Here is a 19485-nt window from a genome sequence, read left to right as displayed (position 1 = left end):
CGGCGGCCGGGGGCCGGGTAGGGCCCGGCGGCCCGCGGGCCGCCGGGAACGGTCCCGCCAAGCCCCTCGGCGCCGCGTGACCCTCCGGCCCGAAGGGCGCGTTCGACGGTACGTACGGGAGGCGTGAATTGGGTCGTTACGTCATCAGGCGTCTGATCCAGGCGATACCTATCGTGCTGGGCACGACCCTGCTCATCTACGCCATCGTCTTCGCACTGCCCGGCGACCCGGTCACGGCGCTGGCGGGCGACAGGCGGATCGACTCCCACATCGTCGACGTCCTGCGGGCGCGGTACCACCTGAACGACCCCTTCCTGGTCCAGTACTGGCACTACCTCGCCGGGCTGTTCCACGGGAACTTCGGGGTCACCGCCGCCGGGGTCCCGGTGACGGAGATCATGGCGGGAAAGTTCCAGGTGACCGTCAACCTGGCGGTGACGGCCCTGGCCATGGAGGCGGTGGCCGGCATCGGCCTGGGCGTGTACGCGGCGCTGCGCCACGGCCGGGCCCAGGACTCGCTGATCCTCGCCGCCACGCTGGTGCTGGTCTCCATCCCCGCGCTGGTCACCGGCTTCGTGCTCCAGCTGCTGCTCGGGGTCAGGCTCAGGCAGGCCGGGATCGACCTCTTCCCCGTCGCGGGCCTCACGGGGGACTGGCGGGGCTATCTCCTGCCCGGCTTCGTGCTCGCCGGGACGTCGATCGCCTACCTCACCAGGCTCACCCGGACCAGCCTGATGGAGACGCTGCGCGCCGACTACATCCGCACCGCCGTGGCCAAGGGCCTGCCCAGGCGCAGGGTCGTCGGACGGCACGCCCTGCGCAACGCGCTGATCCCGATGGTCACCTACCTCGGCGCCGACCTCGGCACGCTGATGGGCGGCGCGGTGATCACCGAGACGATCTTCAACCTGCCCGGGGTGGGACAGCAGCTGTTCACGTCGATCTACCTGCGCGAACAGCCGGTGGTCGTGGGCGCCGTCACCGTCCTGGTGCTGGTCTACATCCTGGCGAACCTGGTCGTCGACCTGCTCTACGCCGTTCTCGACCCGAGGATCCGCTATGAGTGACACCCTTGCCGGGGCCACCGGACGCGCCAGGCAGGCCAGGCACGCCGGGTACGGAGGGCCACCGGGCGGCACCGGGGGCTCCGGCCGGTCCCGGGGCACGCGGCGGCTCGTGCGGGCCAGGCCCGCGAGCCTGTGGAGCGACGCCTGGCAGGACCTGCGCCGGCGCCCGATGTTCGTCGGCGCCGCCTGCCTCATCGGCGTCTTCCTGGCCATGGCGGCCTTCCCCCGGCTCTTCACGTCGGTGGACCCGTTCGACGCGGCCACCTGCCGGCTCGCCGAGGCCAGGAAGGGCATGAGCGTCCTGCACTGGTTCGGCACCGACAACCTCGGCTGCGACGTCTACGCCCGCGCCGTCTACGGCGCCCGCGACTCGATCCTGGTCGGCGTGGCGACCACGGTCGTCACCGCGCTGGTCGGCGGCCTGCTCGGCCTCGTCGCCGGATTCAGGGGCGGGGTGACCGACACGCTGTTCTCCCGGGTCACGGAGATCTTCTTCGCGATCCCGGCGATCCTCGGCGCCCTGCTCATCCTGTCGGTCTTCCGCACGGGCAACGTCTGGACCGTCGTGCTGGCGCTGGCCGTACTGGCGTGGCCGATGACCTTCCGCATCACGAGGGCCGCGGTCATCACCGCCAAGGGGCAGGACTACGTGATCGCGGCCAGGGCGCTGGGCGCCTCGGCCGGCCGGATCATGTTCCGGCACATCCTGCCCAACGCGGTCGCACCCGTGATCGTGGTCGCCACGATCAACCTCGGCACGTTCGTCGCGGCCGAGGCCGGGCTGTCGTTCCTCGGCGTCGGGCTGAGCTCGCCCGACATCTCGTGGGGACTCATGATCTCCGACGCCCGGCGGCGCTTCCTGGAGGCCCCGGAGCCGTTGCTCTTCCCGGCGCTGTTCCTGAGCCTGACGGTGCTGGCCTTCATCATGCTGGGCGACGCCGTACGCGACGCCCTCGACCCGAAGCTGCGGTAGGGGAGAACCGTGAAGATGTCCTCGACGCGGGGCCGGCCCGACGGACCTGCCGGGGCCCGCGAGCCGCTGCTGGTCATCGACGACCTGCACGTGGAGTTCGCCACCAGGAGGGGGGTCGTCAAGGCGGTCAACGGGGTCAGCTACTCGCTGGAACCCGGCGAGACGCTCGCCGTGCTCGGGGAGTCGGGCTCGGGCAAGTCGGTGACCGCGCAGGCGATCATGGGCATCCTCGACACGCCGTCCGCACGCGTCCGCGGGGGTGAGATCCGTCTGCGGGGCACGAACCTGCTGGCCCTGCGCGAGGACGCCCGCTCCCGGGTCCGGGGGCGGCGGATCGCGATGGTCTTCCAGGACGCGCTCTCCGCGCTGAACCCGGTGTTCACCGTGGGCTCGCAGATCGGGGAGATGTTCCAGGTGCACCTGGGGGACTCCAGGCGCGACGCCCGGCGCAAGGCGATCGAGCTGATGGACCGGGTCCGCATCCCCGGCGCCAGACAGCGGGCGCACGACTACCCCCACCAGTTCTCCGGGGGCATGCGCCAGCGCATCATGATCGCGATGGCGATCGCGCTCGGCCCCGAGGTGCTGATCGCCGACGAGCCGACCACCGCGCTCGACGTGACGGTCCAGGCCCAGATCATGGAGCTGCTGGCGGAGCTGCGGCGCGAGAGCGGCATGGGGCTGATCCTGATCACCCACGACCTCGGCGTGGTGGCCGATGTGGCCGACAAGATCGTCGTCATGTACGGCGGCCGCGTCGTGGAGAACGCCCCCGTGCACGATATCTACCGGACCCCGGCCCACCCGTACTCCAAGGGCCTGCTGGAGTCCGTGCCCAGGATCGACCGCAAGGGCCGGGAACTGCCCGCCATCGAGGGCATGCCGCCGGATCCGCTGGCCCTGCCCCCGGGCTGCGCCTTCACCCCCCGCTGTTCCTTCCGGCAGGACAACTGCCTCACCGACGTGCCGCCGCTCTACCGGATCGGGCCGACGCGCGGCAGTGCCTGCCACTACTGGAGGGAGGTCCTCGATGGCAGCCACGGGTGAGCCGATCCTCGAGGTCAGGGACCTGGTCAAGCACTTCCCGCTGAGCCAGGGCGCCGTCATCAGGAAGCGGATCGGCGCGATCAGGGCCGTGGACGGGGTCTCCTTCGACCTCAGGCGCGGCGAGACGCTCGGCATCGTCGGCGAGTCGGGCTGCGGCAAGTCCACGCTGGCCAAGCTCCTGATGGCGCTGGAGCGGCCGACCTCGGGCTCGGTGAGGATCAAGGGCAGGGAGATCGCCCAGACCAGGGGCGCCGAGCTCAAGCGGATCCGCCGCGACATCCAGATGGTCATGCAGGACCCGTACACCTCGCTGAACCCCCGGATGACCGTGGGCGACATCGTCGGCGAGCCGTACGAGATCCACCCGGAGGTCGTGCCCAGGGGCGACCGCCGCCGCGTGGTCCGGGAACTGCTGGAGGTCGTCGGCCTCAACCCCGACCACGTCGACCGCTACCCGCACCAGTTCTCCGGCGGCCAGCGTCAGCGCATCGGCATCGCCCGCGGCCTGGCGCTCAGGCCGGAGATCATCATCTGCGACGAGCCGGTCTCCGCGCTCGACGTGTCGATCCAGGCCCAGGTCGTCAACCTGCTGAAGCGGCTGCAGGGCGAGTTCGGCCTCGCCTACGTCTTCATCGCCCACGACCTGTCCGTGGTGCGTCACATCTCCGACAGGGTGGGGGTGATGTATCTGGGCAAGGTGGTCGAGCTGGGCGAGGACGCCGAGATCTACGAGCGGCCGGCCCATCCCTATACCCAGGCGCTGCTGTCGGCGGTGCCGGTGCCCGACCCGGACGGGCGCGAGCGGCGCCGGCGGATCGTCCTGCGGGGCGACCCGCCGTCACCGGCCGCCCCGCCCTCCGGCTGCGGGTTCCGCACGCGGTGCTGGAAGGCGCGGGACGTCTGCGCCGAGCAGGAACCGCCGCTGCGGGTACGGCCCGGCCTCGCGCACGCCAGCGCCTGCCACTTCGCCGAGCCCACGGCGTGACACGGCGTGACACGGCGAGGCCCCCCGCACGTTCGCGAGGGGCCGGGCCGGGATGCCGGTGGACTCAGTCGCCGAGGCTCTCGAAGGACGTCTCCGTGGTCACCGAGTCGCTCGGGTACTTGTCGCCGATGACGGCGGGGAGCAGGCCCGGGCCCGTGTCGCGGACGCCGAGCGCGTTGCGGACGAATTCGACGGGCGGCCAGGTGCCGTCGGGCGTGTCGGCGGAGGCGACGGTGGCCGAACCCGTCACGGCGAGGCCGACGACGGCGGAGGCGACGAGAATGTGACGGATCATGGTGGTTCCCCTGAACACCCCGGAGTGGACGCGCTTCGGCGAAGCTCTCCGCTTCCGGGCGATTACGTACTGTCGCCAGAAGTATTCCGGGCGTCGGAGCGGCGGTCCAGCATCGCCGGGCCCCGACTGCGTCAAGCGACGGCGATGACGACGGAACCCCGGTGGGCGAACCCCGTCCGCGGCAAATCCGCTTAGGTTTCGGAGGTTCGCCCCGGAAACGCCCCGCACGCCCCATCGAGTCTCAGGGGACCGCGGGACACCTCCGCCCCGCCGGGTCCCAGGGGAGCGGCGGGAACACCCCCGTGCCCCGCCGGCCTCAGGAGACAGGGGACAGCCGCACGTGCGCCCCCGGCGGCAGCGCGAGCCGCTGGGAGGCGTCGCCGGAGTTGACCGCCAGCGCGACCAGGCCCGCCGAGTCGGTGAACGCGACCAGCTCGCCGGGCGGCACCGCGGCGAACGTCTCGCGGAACGGCACCGAGACATGCCTCCTGCCCAGCCAGACCACCAGGGTCTCCCCGGGCCGCACCCCCAGGACCGCCAGGTCGTCGGCGCTGATCGACAGCTGGGTGTTGCCGTGGGCGTCGATCGACAGCACCTCGCCCTCGGCCGCGCCCTCGCGCACCAGCGAGGTCGGCGCGCGCAGGGAGACCAGCCGGTCCAGCGGGTACTCCGGTCCCAGGCCGGCCATCTCCTGCCCGGTCGCCAGACGCGCCGCCACGGGGGCGAAGACGTCGCGGCCGTGGAAGGTCGGCGAGACGGGTCTCCTGAAGAGCTCCTCGTTGGTGAGCTCGCGGGCCGCCCGCGCGCCGCCGACGGCCTGGACCGCCCACGACAGCACTCCGTTGTCCGGGCCGAGGAACACGTGCTCGCCCGCCTCGATCGCGACCGCCCTGCGCGAGCCGCCCACGGGGTTCACCGCAGCGATGTGGACGCCGGGCGGGAGGTGGGGAACCGTCTGCGCGAGGATCGCGGCGGCGCGCCGTACGTCCCCCGAGGGGACCAGGTGGCACACGTCGATGATCCGGGACTCCGGTGCGATTCCGGCGATCACGCCGTGGCAGGCGGCGACGTAGCCGTCCGCCAGGCCGTAATCGGTGAGAAGGGTGATGACTGAGGTCACATCTGGTGACTGTACGTCTCGACATCGGTCATGAACAGCACGAAATTCCCGACTATCCTGGCAATCGGGCCCGTGGACGTGGCCTGGCCGCCACGTGCTCGACCGAGGAGGACGGCAATGGACAGCGCACCGATCCCCGGTGACGGCGCCGCTCCCGAGCCGGCTCCCCGGCCCCTCACGGACAGGGAGCGGGAGCTGCTGGCCTTCGAGCGCCAGTGGTGGCGCTATCCCGGCGCCAAGGAACAGGCGATCCGCGAGACCTTCGACATTTCGGCCACCCGCTACTACCAGCTGCTCGCCGAGCTCGTCGACAGGCCCGAGGCGCTCGCCCACGACCCGATGCTGGTCAAGCGCCTGCGCAGGCTCCGCGAGGCGCGCAGGCGCGACCGTGCCGCCAGAAGGATGGGCTTGCGTCCCTGATCTCCGGGGTACGGGGCACCACGCGGGGGCGGCCGGTGATGCGCGCGGCCGGTCCCGGCACCGGAACGCGCCGCGCGATCCGGACAGACCGCCACGCCGACGACGGACCGGGAGAGAGCATCGCCATGGACACCCTCGAAGGACTGCGCGCCATTCTGGCCGACCCCGCGGGAGCGGTGATCGGCCTCGACTTCGACGGCACGCTCTCCCCGATCGTGCCCGACCCCGACGCGGCCAGGATCCACCCTGACGGCCCGGCGGTGCTGGCCAGGCTCGGCGAGCTGGTGCGCGCCGTCGTGGTCGTGACGGGCCGCCCGGCCGCGACGGCCGTCGAGTACGGCTCGCTGGCCGGGGTCCCCGGGCTGGTCGTGCTCGGCCACTACGGCCTCGAACGCTGGGAGGCGGGCAGGCTCACCGCGCCGCCCCCGCACCCGGGCCTGGCCAGGGTCAGGGCCGAGCTGCCCCCGCTGATCTCGGCGATCGAGGGCGCCAGGTTCGAGGACAAGGAGCGGGCGGTCGCCGTGCACACGCGGCAGACGGCGAACCCGCAGGCCGAGCTCGACGCGCTCCGCGGCCCGGTCGCCACGCTGGCGGCGGAGGCGGGGCTCACGGTCGAGCCGGGCAAGTTCGTGCTGGAGCTGCGGCCGCCCGGCATGGACAAGGGGGTCGCGCTGAGCGCCTTCCTCGCCGAGCGCGCCGCGCGCTCGGTGCTGTTCGCCGGCGACGACCTGGGAGACCTGGCGGCCTTCGCGGCGGTGCGGGCGTCCGGGCTGCCCGGCGTCACGGTGTTCAGCGGCTCCTCCGAGATCACCGTGGAGGCCGACATCGTCGTCGACGGCCCCGACGGGGTGATGGAACTGCTCGCCTCGATCGCCGACGCCGTCGAGGGCGCCGATGCCATTGAGAGTTAAGTCATCGGCAAGTGGGGGTCGATAGCTTCCCCCGCATGAGAAAGAGCTCCCTCGCCCTCGCCGCGCTGGCCGGCGCCGCCATGATCGTCGCTCCCCTGACCGCCTCCGCCTCCACCGCCGCCGCCCCGGCCTCGTCCACCTCCGCCTCGGCCACGCAGACCCTGTCCTTTCGCGGGATGCACCTCAGGATCCCCTCCAGCTGGGAGGTCTACCGCGACACCGATCGGGTCAAGGTGATAACGGGGGCGTGCTCCAAGCCGTCGGCGGGATACTTCACCCCGAAGTGCGAGGCCTTCTGGATCTTCGGTCCGAAGGTGATCAAGTACGGGCACGAGGGCTTCTCGGCCTACACGCCGGATCAGCCCTTCTACCCCGCCAGCGACGTGGAGCCCTGCCCGTTCAACGGCAAGTACGGCCAGGTCCTCGGCAAGGCCTACGCCAGTGGCCTGCGCCAGGTCGGCCGCGGGCACAAGGCCGAGTTCCGGGGGTGGCTCGGCCGGTGCGTCAAGACCGGCAACGGCAAGCAGACCGCGACCTTCTACCAGCGCGAGTGGTTCCTGCCCACGTCGAAGATCCTCATCGTGGACGTGTGGGACAACGCGTGGCTGGTGGACGTGCTCCGGTCGGCTACCTGGGGCTGATGAGGATCCCGCAGACGGCCAGCCCGATCAGGACGGGGGCCATGAGGAAGGCCTGCCAGGTGCCGAACAGGTCGGCCAGCGCGCCCAGCGCGAACGGCCCGGCGCCCACCGCCGTGCTGGAGAAGAGCGAGGAGGCGGCCGTGGCCCGCTCGGGACGGACGCTCGCGGACGTCAGCACACGCGAGAGCGCCAGCGGGAAGTGCAGCGAGACGCCCACTCCCGACAGGACCAGCCCCGCGTAGGACAGGACGGGGGTCGTGCTCGTCCAGAAGAGCAGCCACCCGGCCGCGGTGAGCCCGAGCGCGCCGACGAGCAGGGGGGAGGGCGGGATCCGCAGGGCCAGCCTGGCGCCTCCGAAGCGCCCGACGGCCAGTCCCGCGGTGAAGGCGGTCAGCGCGGTCGCCGCGACCGCGGCGGACAGCCCCGTCCGGTCGGTCACCAGCTTCGCCGCCCAGAGGTTGAAGGAGAACTCCAGGGCGACGCAGCAGAACAGCACCGCCCCCGCCAGGTAGAACCGCCGGCCGAGCCCGGTCCCGGTCCCGGCAGCGGCCCCGTCGCCTACCCCGCCGCCCGCACGGCCGTCCGTATGACCGTCCATACGACCGCCCGCGCTGCCGTTCGCACCGTCGCCCTCGCGGTCGCCCTCGCGGTCGCCCACACCGTCGCCCACACCGTCGCCCGCGCCGTTGCCTGCGCGGTCGGACGCGGCGTCGCCCTGCCGGTCGACGTCAGGTCGGTCGTCGCGCCGGTCGGTGCCGTGCCGGTCGAGGCCGGGTGCGGTGGTCCCGCGCTCGGGGACCCACGTGCGGCCCAGGAGCAGCGCCAGCAGTACGGTCAGCACCGGGGTCACCAGCAGCGCCGCCCGCCAGCCGAGCGCGCTCTGCGCCGCGAGGCTGACGACGAACGGCGCGCCCAGGCCGATGGTCCCCCCGACCGCGTTGGCCTCGCTGATCGCCGCGGGACCCGCCGGGCCGTGGTGGTCGCTGAGCACCGACATGCCCGTGTAGAGGCTGACGGAGCCCATCCCGCTGGCGATGCCGTACCCGAGGAGGGTGACCGGCAGCGCGTCGCCGAGGACCACCAGCAGCACTCCGACGTTCATTCCCGCCAGACCCGTCCAGGTGGCGGCGCGGCGCCCCACCCTCCGGGTCAGCCAGGGCAGCATCAGGCCGGTCAGGACGCCGCCGACCGCCATCATGGTGCCGTGCAGGCCGGCGACCGTCTGGGAGACGCCCTGCTCGATGCGGAGCAGCGGGAGGGCGGCGCTGAGGCCGTACAGGTAGGTGGTGAAGACGCCGAGCTGCAGGTAGAGAAGCCAGGTCGCGTGATCACGAACGAGTCGGACGGGGACGATCGTGGTCAATGCCTCTCCCGCCGTGCAGTTCTGGTGGATCAGACGAAAATTCCACCAAAACTATCTCACGGCAGGTCAAGGCCTCAGCTGAGCGCGGCGAGCTGGTCGGAGAACCAGCGCTGCGGGGGCAGCGCGGTCGCCGCCCCGGCCAGTTCGCTCCCCCTGCGGGCGCGCTCGTCCTCGGGCATGACGAGGCCCTCGTGGATGGCGCGGGCCGTGGCCGAGACGTCGTAGGGGTTGACCAGCAGCGCGTGCTCGCCCAGCTCGGCGGCGGCGCCCGCCTCGCGGGACAGGATCAGCGCGCTGTTCGGCGACAGGACAGGGCCCTCCTTGGCCACCAGGTTCATCCCGTCGCGGATCGGATTGACCAGCATCACGTCGGCCAGCCGGTAGGCGGCCAGCGACCGGGGGTAGTCGTCCTGGACGTTGAGGATCAGCGGGTCCCAGTCCTCGGTGGCGTACTCGTCCTCGATCTCCAGGGCGCAGCGCTGCACCGCCGCGGTGTACTCCCGGTACTCGGGCAGGTCGTGCCGGGAGGGGTAGGCGAAGGCGAGGTGCACGACCCTGCCGTGCCACTCGGGGTGGGCCGCGAGGAACTCCCGGTAGGCGATCAGGCCCCTGACGATGTTCTTGGACAGCTCGGTCCGGTCGATCCGCACGATCAGCTTGCGGTCGCCGACCATCTCCCGCAGGGCGGCCATGTGGGACTCCACGTCGGGCTCCGACGCCCGCGCCCACAGCGCCTCACCGTCCACGCCGAGGCCGTGCACGCCGATCCGGGTGATCCTGCCGCCGTGGGTCACCGTACGGCCCACGCGGTCGGCCTGCGCGCCGAGCACGGTCTCGCAGCAGTCCATGAACGCCCCGGCCCAGCGGGCGGTGAGGAAGCCCGCGTGGTCGGAGCCCAGGACGCCCTCGAGGAGCTCGGCCGCGACCTCGTCGGGCAGCAGGCTGAAGTATTCCGGCGGCGCCCAGGGGGTGTGGGAGAAGTGGGCGATCCGCAGGTCGGGCCGCTCGACCCTGAGCATGGCGGGGACCAGGCCCAGGTGGTAGTCCTGCACCATCACCCTGGCGCCGTGTGAGGCCTCCTCGGCCAGCGCCATCGCGAACGCCTCGTTGTAGGTCTGGTACGACTCCCACTCCCGGCGGAACCTGGCGTCGAACTGCGGCCGGTTGGGGGTGTCGTAGAGGAGATGGTGGACGAACCAGAGCGTGGAGTTGGCGACCGCGTTGTAGGCGCGGTGGAAGGTGGCCGCGGGGATGTCGAGCATCCGCAGCGCGCCGGTGTCGTAGCCCGTCCGGTCCAGGCGGCCGCCGGGGGCCAGCCGTACGGCGCTGCGGTCCCCGTCGGACAGCGCGGCGCAGACCCACAGGAAGTCGAGGTCCTTGGCCACCCCGGACAGTCCGGAGACCAGTCCGCCGCCGCCCCTGCGCATGGTCAGCGAGCCGTCCTCGGACAGGGTGAAGGAGACGGGGCCGCGGTTCGAGGCCACCAAAGTCGCGCTCATTTTGATCCCCTCGCCTAGGACTGGCTTGTCCCGAAGGTTAACCAAACATAACCGGCGACCGTAGGATGTCGAGCGACTGTGACCGCTGATGGGGGCTCGTGATGGCGCTGGACGAGACGACCGAGGAACTGGCGCGCGCAGCCGCAGGAGGCGACCACCGCGCGCTGGGCGAGCTGCTGCGGCGGATCGAGCCCGAGGTGCTGCGGCACTGCGGGCGGATCCTGCCCTACCGGCAGGACGCCGAGGAGGCCTCCCAGGACACCCTGCTGGCGGTGGCCCGCAACATCGGCCGCTTCGAGGGACGGGCGCGGTTCAGCACATGGCTGCACATCGTGACCGCCAACTGCGCCCGCACCACCTACCGTTCGCTGAAGCGGCGCTCGGCGGAGCAGAGCTCGGAGGAACTGCCGCTGCTCAACAAGCCCGACGTCGCCCGGGTGAGCGTGATCGCCGGTTCCCGGCTCGACCTGCTCGACGCGATGGAGGCGCTGGAGGCGGACAAGCCCGATCTGGCCCAGGCGCTGGTGCTGCGCGACATCTGCCAGCTCGACTACAACGAGGTGGCCGAGCAGCTCGGCATCCCGCTGGGTACGGCCAAGTCCCGCATCCACCAGGCACGCAAGTATGTGCAGGGGGCGCTGGGCGACGCCTACGGTTTCTGACCTCGTCGTGGCGGCCGGTCAAGACCGGCCGCAGTGACCGACGGGGACGCGGGCCTGTTCCGGCGCTCCGCGCCGACCTGCGACGGCAAGCTTGTCCGAAAAATGACACACTTTGTCTTATCTGGCGAGACGACTGGTCAGGATCGCGGTAGGTCGGGGTAGAGTGCTTGAGACCTGCGTGTCAGGTTTACAACTGAACATTGCTCATCCAGAGGGGTGGAGGGACCGGCCCTGCGAAGCCCCGGCAACCCTCCCGGTTCATGACTCGCGATCGGGCGAGGTCGACCGGGACAGGTGCCAATTCCGGTCTGTGGCCAGGGTGGTCGCAGACGAAGATGAGGGAAAGGCCTCGCTTCATGGCGCTCGCGAACACTGAATCCACCACCTCGCTCGACTTCGGTCCCGCCGTCGCGCTGTCCTGTCGGGAGTGCGGTGCCCGCTACGAGCTCGGTCCGAGCTTCGCCTGTATCGAGTGTTTCGGGCCCCTTGAGATCGCCTACGACTTCGGGCGCGTGACCCGCGAGCAGATCTCCGAGGGGCCGACCAGCATCTGGCGCTACCGTTCCCTGCTGCCGGTCCCGGCCGACGTGGCCGCCAAGCCCAACATGGCGCCCGGCTGGACCAAGCTCGTCAAGGCCGACAACCTCGCGCGTGAGCTGGGCCTGCGCTCGCTGCACGTCAAGGACGACTCCGGCAACCCCACCCACTCCTTCAAGGACCGCGTGGTCGCCATCGCGGTCGAGGCGGCCAGGAACTTCGGCTTCCACACCCTCTCCTGCTCCTCGACCGGCAACCTGGCGGGCGCGGTGACCGCGGCCGCCGCGCGGGCGGGTCTCGACGCCTGCGTGTTCATCCCCTCCGACCTGGAGCAGGCCAAGATCGTCATGGCCTCGGTCTACGGTGGCAAGCTCGTCGGCATCGAGGGCACCTACGACGACGTGAACCGCTTCTGCTCCGAGCTCATCGGCGACGAGCTGGGCGACAAGTGGGGCTTCGTCAACGTCAACCTCAGGCCCTACTACGCCGAGGGCTCCAAGACCCTGGCCTACGAGATCGCCGAGCAGCTCGGCTGGCGGATCCCCGACCAGATCGTCATCCCGGTCGCGTCCGGCTCCCAGCTGACGAAGATCGACAAGGCGTTCAAGGAGCTGATCGCGCTCGGTCTCGTCGAGGACAGGCCGTACAAGATCTTCGCCGCGCAGGCGGAGGGATGCTCCCCGGTCTCCGCCGCCTACAAGGCGGGTCACGACGTGATCCGGCCGGTCAAGCCCGACACGATCGCCAAGTCGCTGGCCATCGGCAACCCCGCGGACGGCCCCTACGTGCTCGACATCGCCCGGCGTACCGGCGGCGCGGTCGAGGACGTCACCGACCCCGAGATCGTCGAGGCGATCCACCTGCTGGCCAGGACGGAGGGCATCTTCGCCGAGACCGCGGGCGGTGTCACCGTCGGCGTGCTGCGCAAGCTGGTGGAGTCGGGGCGGATCGACCCCGACGGCGAAACGGTGGTGCTCAACACCGGCGACGGCCTGAAGACCCTTGACGCGGTGGCGGGCCAGGCGCGTCCCACCGCCGTCATCCGGCCTTCTCTCGACGCGTTCCGCGCGGTCGTCGCCTGAACTCCTGAAAGGTACTGAATTATGAGTGTTTCTGTGCGGATTCCGACGATTCTCCGTACGTACACCGGTGGCGAGGCCGAGGTGAACGGCGAGGGCGAGACCCTGCGGGACGTTCTCCAGAAGCTCGACGCCGACTTCCCGGGGATCGGTGCCCGTATCCTCGATGAAACGGGCAAGATCCGTCGTTTCGTGAACGTCTACGTCGGTGATGAGGACGTCCGTTTCGCCGACAACCTCGACACCGCCACGCCGGCAGGTGTCCAGATCTCCATCATCCCCGCGGTCGCCGGAGGCTGAGCCCCGATCTCCCGGTGGTCACCGAGGGGTGATCGCCGGCGACGGCCCGAGGCGCTCACTGCACCGAAACGGCACTCATAGGACACATTTCCGCACCCGCACCGGCCTGGCCGTGTGCGGGTGTCGTGTTTTGTGATGCAAGCTCATATTTGTGGCATCGAGATATAATGTAATATTTAACTAACTAATCGTGATAGCAAAACTATGTCTGCGTGTTGAATGCGTCCGTAAAGCGGTAGTTTGCTGGTTGACTCTGTTGCCCTACGGTCTCCCACAGGTATGGTCGAGGACGATCGACGTAGGCGATGTCTCCGCCTCGGAGATTGAGGACCTCGCGAAGGAATGGGCGGCGTCCTCAAGTCCAGTAAGAGGAGTCGGAAGTGGCGCAAGGCACCGTCAAATGGTTCAACGCGGACAAGGGCTACGGCTTCATCGCGGTAGACGGTGGTAAGGATGTTTTCGTCCATTACTCCGCGATCATGATGGATGGCTATCGTGCGCTCGAACAGGGCCAGCGGGTCGAGTTCGAGATCACGCAGGGACAGAAGGGACCTCAGGCGGAATCCGTTCGAGCAGTCTGACCCGGCCTCTCCGTCAGCTCGTCGGGAACTGCCGGAGGGTCACGTGGCAGCGCAGTCCGCGAGGATCCCCTCCGGCTCGTAGGCCCGGCTCGTCGTTTCGATCGGCGGGCCGGGCCTTCGCCTAAGCTGTGACCAGGTCAAACGGACCCTGGCTTGCACTCGACAGGGGAGAGTGCTAAACAGTTGCTTAGCACTCCCTGCCGGTGAGTGCCAAACCTGGATCGAGACGATGGGGTCCGCCGAACGGAGTCGCGGACCCACATGCCGTCGCGGGCGTCGGCTCGATCTGGTGCAAGCCACCCTGTGTTTGGGAGGTCTAGCCGTATGGCAGCCAAGATGATCGCGTTTGACGAGGACGCCCGGCGCGGTCTCGAGCGTGGTATGAACCAGCTCGCGGACGCCGTCAAGGTGACCCTCGGCCCCAAGGGCCGTAACGTCGTTCTGGAGAAGAAGTGGGGCGCCCCCACGATCACCAACGACGGTGTCTCCATCGCCAAGGAGATCGAGCTCGAGGACCCGTGGGAGAAGATCGGGGCCGAGCTCGTCAAGGAGGTCGCCAAGAAGACCGACGACGTCGCGGGTGACGGCACCACCACCGCCACCGTGCTCGCCCAGGCTCTGGTGCGTGAGGGTCTCCGCAACGTCGCCGCCGGCGCCAACCCGATGTCCCTGAAGAAGGGCATCGAGGCCGCCGTCGAGCGCGTCTCCGAGGAGCTGTCCAAGCTGGCCAAGGACGTGGAGACGAAGGCGCAGATCGCCTCCACCGCCTCCATCTCCGCGGGCGACCCGCAGATCGGCGAGATGATCGCCGAGGCGATGGACAAGGTCGGCAAGGAAGGCGTCATCACCGTCGAGGAGAGCAACACCTTCGGCCTGGAGCTTGAGCTCACCGAGGGCATGCGCTTCGACAAGGGCTACATCTCGCCCTACTTCGTCACCGACCCGGAGCGTATGGAGGCCGTCCTCGACGACCCGTACATCCTCGTCGTCAACTCCAAGATCTCCGCCAACAAGGACCTGCTCCCGGTCCTCGACAAGGTCGTGCAGGCCGGCAAGCCGCTGCTGATCATCGCCGAGGACATCGAGGGCGAGGCCCTGGCCACCCTGGTCGTCAACAAGATCCGTGGCCTGTTCCGCTCGGTCGCCGTCAAGGCTCCGGGCTTCGGCGACCGCCGCAAGGCCATGCTGGGCGACATCGGCATCCTGACCGGTGCCCAGGTCATCAGCGAGGACCTGGGCCTGAAGCTGGAGTCCACCACGCTGGACCAGCTCGGCCGGGCCCGCCAGGTCATCGTCACCAAGGACGAGACCACCATCGTCGACGGCGCCGGTGACGCCGAGCAGATCGCGGGCCGGGTCAACCAGATCCGCGCCGAGATCGAGAACACCGACTCCGACTACGACCGCGAGAAGCTGCAGGAGCGCCTGGCCAAGCTGGCCGGTGGCGTGGCCGTCATCAAGGCCGGCGCCGCGACCGAGGTCGAGCTCAAGGAGCGCAAGCACCGCATCGAGGACGCCGTCCGCAACGCCAAGGCGGCCGTCGAGGAGGGCATCGTCCCCGGCGGTGGTGTCGCGCTGCTGCAGGCCGGCGCCAAGGCGTTCGACAAGCTCGAGCTGTCGAACGACGAGGCCACCGGTGCCGCGATCGTGAAGAAGGCTCTGGAGGAGCCGCTGAAGCAGATCGCCGTCAACGCCGGCCTCGAGGGCGGCGTCGTGGTGGAGAAGGTGCGCAACCTCACCCCGGGTGAGGGCCTGAACGCCGCCACCGGCGAGTACGTCAACCTGTTCGAGTCGGGCATCATCGACCCGGCCAAGGTGACCCGCTCGGCGCTGCAGAACGCCGCCTCCATCGCGGCGCTGTTCCTCACCACTGAGGCTGTCATCGCCGAGAAGCCCGAGAAGGCCGGTGCCGCTCCCGCCATGCCCGGCGGCGGCGACATGGACTTCTAAGTCCAGGCGCTTTCCCAAAGAGGCGACCCCGGGGTACCGGGGTCGCCTCTTTGGTTTTCCGGGGGACCGGATTCTTTCCGGCCGTTGTTCCGGGCCCGGTGTTCCGAAAGTGGGATTGATGTTCCGTGGCGGATAGGTGTGGAGCCAATTACCGTTCGTTTCACGACGGTTTCGAACATCGGTGAGATCGGGACGGCTCGTTTTCCCCGAGAAGCCTCATCTTTGCCGGGAAGACGGCAGAAGCTTCGCCTGTCTGGAGCATTTGGGTTGCGGGGCATAGTCGGCTGCGTTCCAGGCGTGGTGTACCAGGGCGTTGCCGTGCAGCACCATCGCGTCGGCCCGGAACGCGTCGAACCTCCTGAAACGCTCCTCGGCGGCTCGGAGGAGGGGGGTCGCGATTCCCTGGCGGCGGGTGGGTTGGGTTCTGTGGGTTCGTGCTGGGGCGGGTTCGTGCTGGGGTTCGGTGGGTTCGTGCTGGGGTGGGTTCGTGCTGGGGTTTTGTGGGTTTTGTGGGTTCGCGCTGCGGTGGGTGGGTGGTCCGGCCGGCCGTTGTTGGTTTCGGTCTGGTGGGGTCAGGCCTGCGGCCTGGCGGGCGCGGTGGCGTGTGTCCTTTTATACGCCGGCCGGACCACCCACCCACCTCCGCGCACGACTTGCTCCGCCGTACGGCGCGCAGGCCGTAGTTGGTCCCTCTCCGGCCGCCCATCGGACTCGGGGCGGCTGAAGCAACCCGTGCGGGGCCGCTTCAGAGCCCGTCACCGTAGCTGAAGCCTCACTTTCGAAAGGAGCGCATGGCTGAGGTGGGAGGCTGCGCACACTGAGGAAGCCTCACCCACCCGTGGGGCGGCCGCTTCGGTGAGGCGCCTGATGCCCACCCCTCATCCTTGTCCAGAGCGCCCCACTTCATCGATGCCCGATACAGGCGGTCGCGGTGCCGCCCTTACGATCGCCGCTGTCATCGATCACCAGCATGCCCCAGCCGTGCGGTGCGGTCGCCGGATCGTCCTCCGCAGCATCTCCGGGCGCCGCGCGTTGACCAGCTCGGGATCCACACCGACTCCGACAGTAGGAACTGGAGCCGCCGCACCGCGGCATGCTGTGCCCCGGCCACCGGCTCGGCCCCGGACAGGCAGGTGAGCGTCTTGTTACGCTCGCGTGGGGCCAGCAGCCCGGTCGGATACTCGCGAAACCCGCGCCGCCGCCCAGCGCCGAAAGCAGGTCATCGAACCCGGCCGCGTACCCCTCCAACGGCCCCGGAGCGGGCGGGCACGGGCAACCGTTACCGCCCATGGTCACCCAAGTCGCACTTCGGGGTCGAGAGGGCTTATCTCTTCTCTGCCCGGCTCATGGACACATCCTCGCCATATCCAGTTGGCCGAGGGAAGAAGGAAGCCATCGGGGCTGGAGGAGGTTGGCAGCGAGCGAACGGCTCAGGATGAAGTGGGGCGCTCTGGACAAGGATGAGGGGTGGGCATCAGGCGCCTCACCGAAGCGGCCGCCCCACGGGTGGGTGAGGCTTCCTCAGTGTGCGCAGCCTCCCACCTCAGCCATGCGCTCCTTTCGAAAGTGAGGCTTCAGCTACGGTGACGGGCTCTGAAGCGGCCCCGCACGGGTTGCTTCAGCCGCCCCGAGTCCGATGGGCGGCCGGAGAGGGACCAACTACGGCCTGCGCGCCGTACGGCGGAGCAAGTCGTGCGCGGAGGTGGGTGGGTGGTCCGGCCGGCGTATAAAAGGACACGCGCCACCGCGCCCGCCAGGCCGCAGGCCTGACCCCACCAGACCGAAACCAACAACGGCCGGCCGGACCACCCACCCACCGCAGCGCGAACCCACAGAACCCACAAAACCCACAGAACCGCTAAACATCACACCGGTGACCTACTGAATCACCATAAAAACCGCCGTAAACACCCCAAGCACTACAAGCGCCAGGACAACCGGCTGATCCAGGAAACGCGCCTCAGCGTAGCTCGACGGGCAGGTCGGCGGTGTGCAGGACGGTCAGGGAGGTGACCGCCCTGGTCAGGACCACGTAGAGGCGGGCCAGGCCGCGCGGCTCGGCGCTGACGATGTCGGCGGGCTCGACCACGATGACGTGGTCGTACTCCAGACCCTTCGCCAGGGTCGCCGGGACGATCAGCAGGCGGTGCTCCTCGGCCGAGTCCTGGCTCAGTACCCGGTGGTCCAGGGCGGCCAAGGCCGCGGAGACCGCGGCGACCGAGGCGTCCGGGACGATGACCCCGATCGACCCCTCACGGGACAGCACCTCCCACGCCGCCTCCCGCACCGCCTCCGTCAGGGACGCGGCGTGGCCGGGCGTGCGCCGTACCGACAGGGAGCCTGCGCCGGGCCGCAGCGATCGGGGCGGGGCCAGGCCGGGGGCGACGGAGGGCAGCAGGCGGGCGGCGTAGTCGAGGACCTCCCGGGGGACGCGGAAGCCGAGGGTGAGCTCGGTGACCGCGCCCTCCTCGAAGCCCAGGTGCGTGAGCACCTCCTCCCAGGAGCGCGCGGACCAGGGGGTCGTGCCCTGCGCGAGGTCGCCCAGGACGGTGGCCGACCCCGTACGGCAGCGCCGCCCCAGCGCCCGCAGCTGCATCGCCGACAGGTCCTGGGCCTCGTCCACGACCAGATGCCCCAGCGGGGCGGTCCGCTCGATCAGGTCGCCCAGCTCGTCCATCAACGCGCCGTCCGCGGCCGACCACTTCGCCGAGCGGAACGACTTGGCCGGTTTGGCCCACAGCAGCAGGGCCTGCTCCGAGGCGGTCAGGTCGTCCTTGGCGGCGGCGGCGAGGAACTCGGGGTCGCTGAGGAGCCGGTGGAGCACCTGCTGCGGGGTCAGCTTGGGCCATACCGCGTCCACCAGCTGTTTGACCGGCTTGGAGCGGGCGACGGCGTCCTGCACCCGGTCGTCGGGGGACTCGCCGCGCTGCTCCATTCGCACGAGCACCATGTGGGCCAGCCGCTGGGCGAGGGTCGCGCGGCCGGGACCGTAGCGGGTGGTGCCGCGCAGCGAGGCGACGATCTCGCGGACCTCGTGGTCGGCCACCCGGTAGCGGTTGACCCCCTTGGTGAACAGCACGCCCTCGGTGGGCTTGACGACGTGCATCCACAGCGCGCGCCTGAGCACCGGTACGATCCGCGCGTCTCCCTTGATCGCGCTGACCGCGGGATCCTCGGGCGCCGCGTGGTCGCCCAGGATCGCGCCGACCGTGGTCTGGTCGACCTTGACCTCGCCCAGCGCCGGGAGCACCGAGGAGATGTAGGACAGGAAGGCCCGGTTCGGGCCGACGATCATCACTCCCGACCGGGCGAGCTTCTCCCGGTGGGTGAAGAGCAGGTAGGCGGCCCGGTGCAGGCCGACGGCGGTCTTGCCGGTTCCGGGCGCCCCCTGCACGCACACGGTACGGCCGAGCTCGGAGCGGACGATCTCGTCCTGGTCGGGCTGGATGGTCGCGACGATGTCGCGCATCGGGCCCGAGCGGGGACGTTCGATCTCCTCGGTGAGGATCCTGCTGTGCGTGGGGGCGCCGCCCTGGTCGAGCGGCTCGTCCTCGTAGGCGGTCAGGTCGCCGCCGTGGTAGCCGAACCTGCGGCGGCGCGTGACGCCCATCGGGTCGGACGGGCTGGCCTGGTAGAACGCCCGGGAGACTGGCGCCCGCCAGTCGATCACCAGGGGGCGGCTGCGGTCGTCGTGGACGTGCCTGCGTCCGACGTGGACGGTTCCGGGGAGGTCGTCGTCCGCCGCGCGGTCCAGGCGGCCGAAGAACAGCGGAGTGCCCGAGTGGTCGGCCAGCGCCGCCACCCGCTGGTCCAGCAGCGCCTGCAGGATCTGCTGGGAGACCCAGTCCCCGGCGGCGTCCGAGGAGAGGGACTGGGCGTGCTCGCGCATCGCGCGCAGCGCGGCCCTGGAGACGGCCAGGTGCTCGCGCTCGGCGATGAGGATCTCGGCGGGATCGGTGGGATCCGCGCTGGGACTCCCGGGGGAATCACGGGTTATGTCTGGTGACAGTTGATGTGCGGACACGCGTAAGCGCCTCCCATTCGACAAACGGAGG

17 protein-coding genes and 1 riboswitch are annotated in these 19485 nt (G+C 70.2%); of the genes, 12 read left to right on the top strand and 5 right to left on the bottom strand.

Annotation, left to right across the window (positions count from 1 at the left end; all coding sequences use genetic code 11):
- The first annotated feature begins 128 nt into the window (after nt 1–128).
- Genes AB0N02_RS12830 through AB0N02_RS12815 form a run of 4 tightly spaced genes read left to right on the top strand, consistent with a single transcriptional unit; the run spans nt 129 to nt 4072 of the window.
- Entirely contained in the window at nt 129–1067 is a 939-nt protein-coding gene (locus AB0N02_RS12830) for an ABC transporter permease (RefSeq protein ID WP_363945380.1), read from the top strand.
- On the top strand, nt 1060–2040 hold the full coding sequence (locus AB0N02_RS12825) for an ABC transporter permease (RefSeq protein ID WP_363945379.1): 981 nt from the start codon (nt 1060–1062) through the stop codon (nt 2038–2040). The genes AB0N02_RS12830 and AB0N02_RS12825 overlap by 8 nt, the downstream gene beginning before the upstream one ends.
- Nucleotides 2041–2055: 15 nt before the next feature.
- Entirely contained in the window at nt 2056–3087 is a 1032-nt protein-coding gene (locus AB0N02_RS12820; RefSeq protein WP_363945377.1) for an ABC transporter ATP-binding protein, read from the top strand.
- Nucleotides 3071–4072, top strand: a complete 1002-nt coding sequence (locus tag AB0N02_RS12815) for a dipeptide ABC transporter ATP-binding protein (RefSeq protein ID WP_363945376.1) — start codon at nt 3071–3073, stop codon at nt 4070–4072. The genes AB0N02_RS12820 and AB0N02_RS12815 overlap by 17 nt, the downstream gene beginning before the upstream one ends.
- A 64-nt stretch (nt 4073–4136) precedes the next feature.
- Here AB0N02_RS12815 and AB0N02_RS12810 read toward each other — a convergent pair whose 3' ends face one another.
- Together AB0N02_RS12810 and AB0N02_RS12805 are read right to left on the bottom strand one after the other, a co-directional pair.
- Complete coding sequence (locus AB0N02_RS12810; RefSeq protein ID WP_363945375.1) at nt 4137–4367, bottom strand: hypothetical protein; 231 nt, start codon at nt 4365–4367, stop codon at nt 4137–4139.
- 316 nt (nt 4368–4683) lie between these two features.
- Nucleotides 4684–5487: an SAM-dependent chlorinase/fluorinase gene (locus AB0N02_RS12805; protein WP_363945374.1), complete on the bottom strand. Its 804-nt coding sequence runs from the start codon at nt 5485–5487 to the stop codon at nt 4684–4686.
- Between the two features lie 117 nt (nt 5488–5604).
- Here AB0N02_RS12805 and AB0N02_RS12800 point away from each other — a divergent pair, with 117 nt between their 5' ends.
- From AB0N02_RS12800 to AB0N02_RS12790, 3 genes are all read left to right on the top strand, one after another.
- Nucleotides 5605–5907 carry a DUF3263 domain-containing protein gene (locus AB0N02_RS12800; protein WP_363945373.1) on the top strand — a complete coding sequence of 101 codons (303 nt, stop codon included), beginning with the start codon at nt 5605–5607 and terminating at the stop codon, nt 5905–5907.
- A gap of 125 nt (nt 5908–6032) precedes the next feature.
- Nucleotides 6033–6818 (top strand): trehalose-phosphatase, encoded by a 786-nt coding sequence (otsB, locus tag AB0N02_RS12795; protein WP_363945372.1) that lies wholly within the window; start codon nt 6033–6035, stop codon nt 6816–6818.
- Nucleotides 6819–6853: 35 nt separating this feature from the next.
- Nucleotides 6854–7459, top strand: a complete 606-nt coding sequence (locus AB0N02_RS12790; protein ID WP_363945371.1) for a hypothetical protein — start codon at nt 6854–6856, stop codon at nt 7457–7459.
- On the opposite strand, the gene AB0N02_RS12785 is transcribed toward AB0N02_RS12790, so the two are convergent.
- Together AB0N02_RS12785 and AB0N02_RS12780 are read right to left on the bottom strand one after the other, a co-directional pair.
- Entirely contained in the window at nt 7446–8822 is a 1377-nt protein-coding gene (locus tag AB0N02_RS12785; protein ID WP_363945370.1) for an MFS transporter, read from the bottom strand. The two genes, AB0N02_RS12790 and AB0N02_RS12785, sit on opposite strands and share 14 nt — an antisense overlap.
- A gap of 74 nt (nt 8823–8896) precedes the next feature.
- On the bottom strand, nt 8897–10321 hold the full coding sequence (locus AB0N02_RS12780) for a trehalose-6-phosphate synthase (protein WP_363945369.1): 1425 nt from the start codon (nt 10319–10321) through the stop codon (nt 8897–8899).
- A 101-nt stretch (nt 10322–10422) separates the two neighbouring features.
- On the opposite strand from AB0N02_RS12780, the gene AB0N02_RS12775 reads away from it, so the two are divergent.
- From AB0N02_RS12775 to groL, 5 genes are all read left to right on the top strand, one after another.
- The gene (locus AB0N02_RS12775) at nt 10423–10983 is read left to right on the top strand and encodes an RNA polymerase sigma factor (protein ID WP_363945368.1); all 561 of its coding nucleotides are present in this window, start codon (nt 10423–10425) and stop codon (nt 10981–10983) included.
- 201 nt (nt 10984–11184) lie between these two features.
- A riboswitch (SAM riboswitch) is annotated at nt 11185–11325 on the top strand.
- Between the two features lie 14 nt (nt 11326–11339).
- On the top strand, nt 11340–12602 hold the full coding sequence (thrC, locus tag AB0N02_RS12770; protein ID WP_363945367.1) for a threonine synthase: 1263 nt from the start codon (nt 11340–11342) through the stop codon (nt 12600–12602).
- A 21-nt stretch (nt 12603–12623) separates the two neighbouring features.
- Nucleotides 12624–12899, top strand: a complete 276-nt coding sequence (locus AB0N02_RS12765; protein WP_363945366.1) for a MoaD/ThiS family protein — start codon at nt 12624–12626, stop codon at nt 12897–12899.
- A gap of 380 nt (nt 12900–13279) precedes the next feature.
- Nucleotides 13280–13480, top strand: a complete 201-nt coding sequence (locus AB0N02_RS12760; RefSeq protein WP_012895270.1) for a cold-shock protein — start codon at nt 13280–13282, stop codon at nt 13478–13480.
- Between the two features lie 324 nt (nt 13481–13804).
- Nucleotides 13805–15430, top strand: a complete 1626-nt coding sequence (groL, locus tag AB0N02_RS12755; RefSeq protein WP_363945365.1) for a chaperonin GroEL — start codon at nt 13805–13807, stop codon at nt 15428–15430.
- A 1960-nt stretch (nt 15431–17390) separates the two neighbouring features.
- On the opposite strand, the gene AB0N02_RS12750 is transcribed toward groL, so the two are convergent.
- Nucleotides 17391–19427 carry an AAA family ATPase gene (locus AB0N02_RS12750; protein WP_363945423.1) on the bottom strand — a complete coding sequence of 679 codons (2037 nt, stop codon included), beginning with the start codon at nt 19425–19427 and terminating at the stop codon, nt 17391–17393.
- Nucleotides 19428–19485: the final 58 nt, after the last annotated feature.

This window comes from Streptosporangium sp. NPDC051022 (assembly GCF_040683035.1).
Lineage (GTDB): Bacteria > Actinomycetota > Actinomycetes > Streptosporangiales > Streptosporangiaceae > Streptosporangium.
This window is presented reverse-complemented; position numbering and strand designations above follow the sequence as displayed.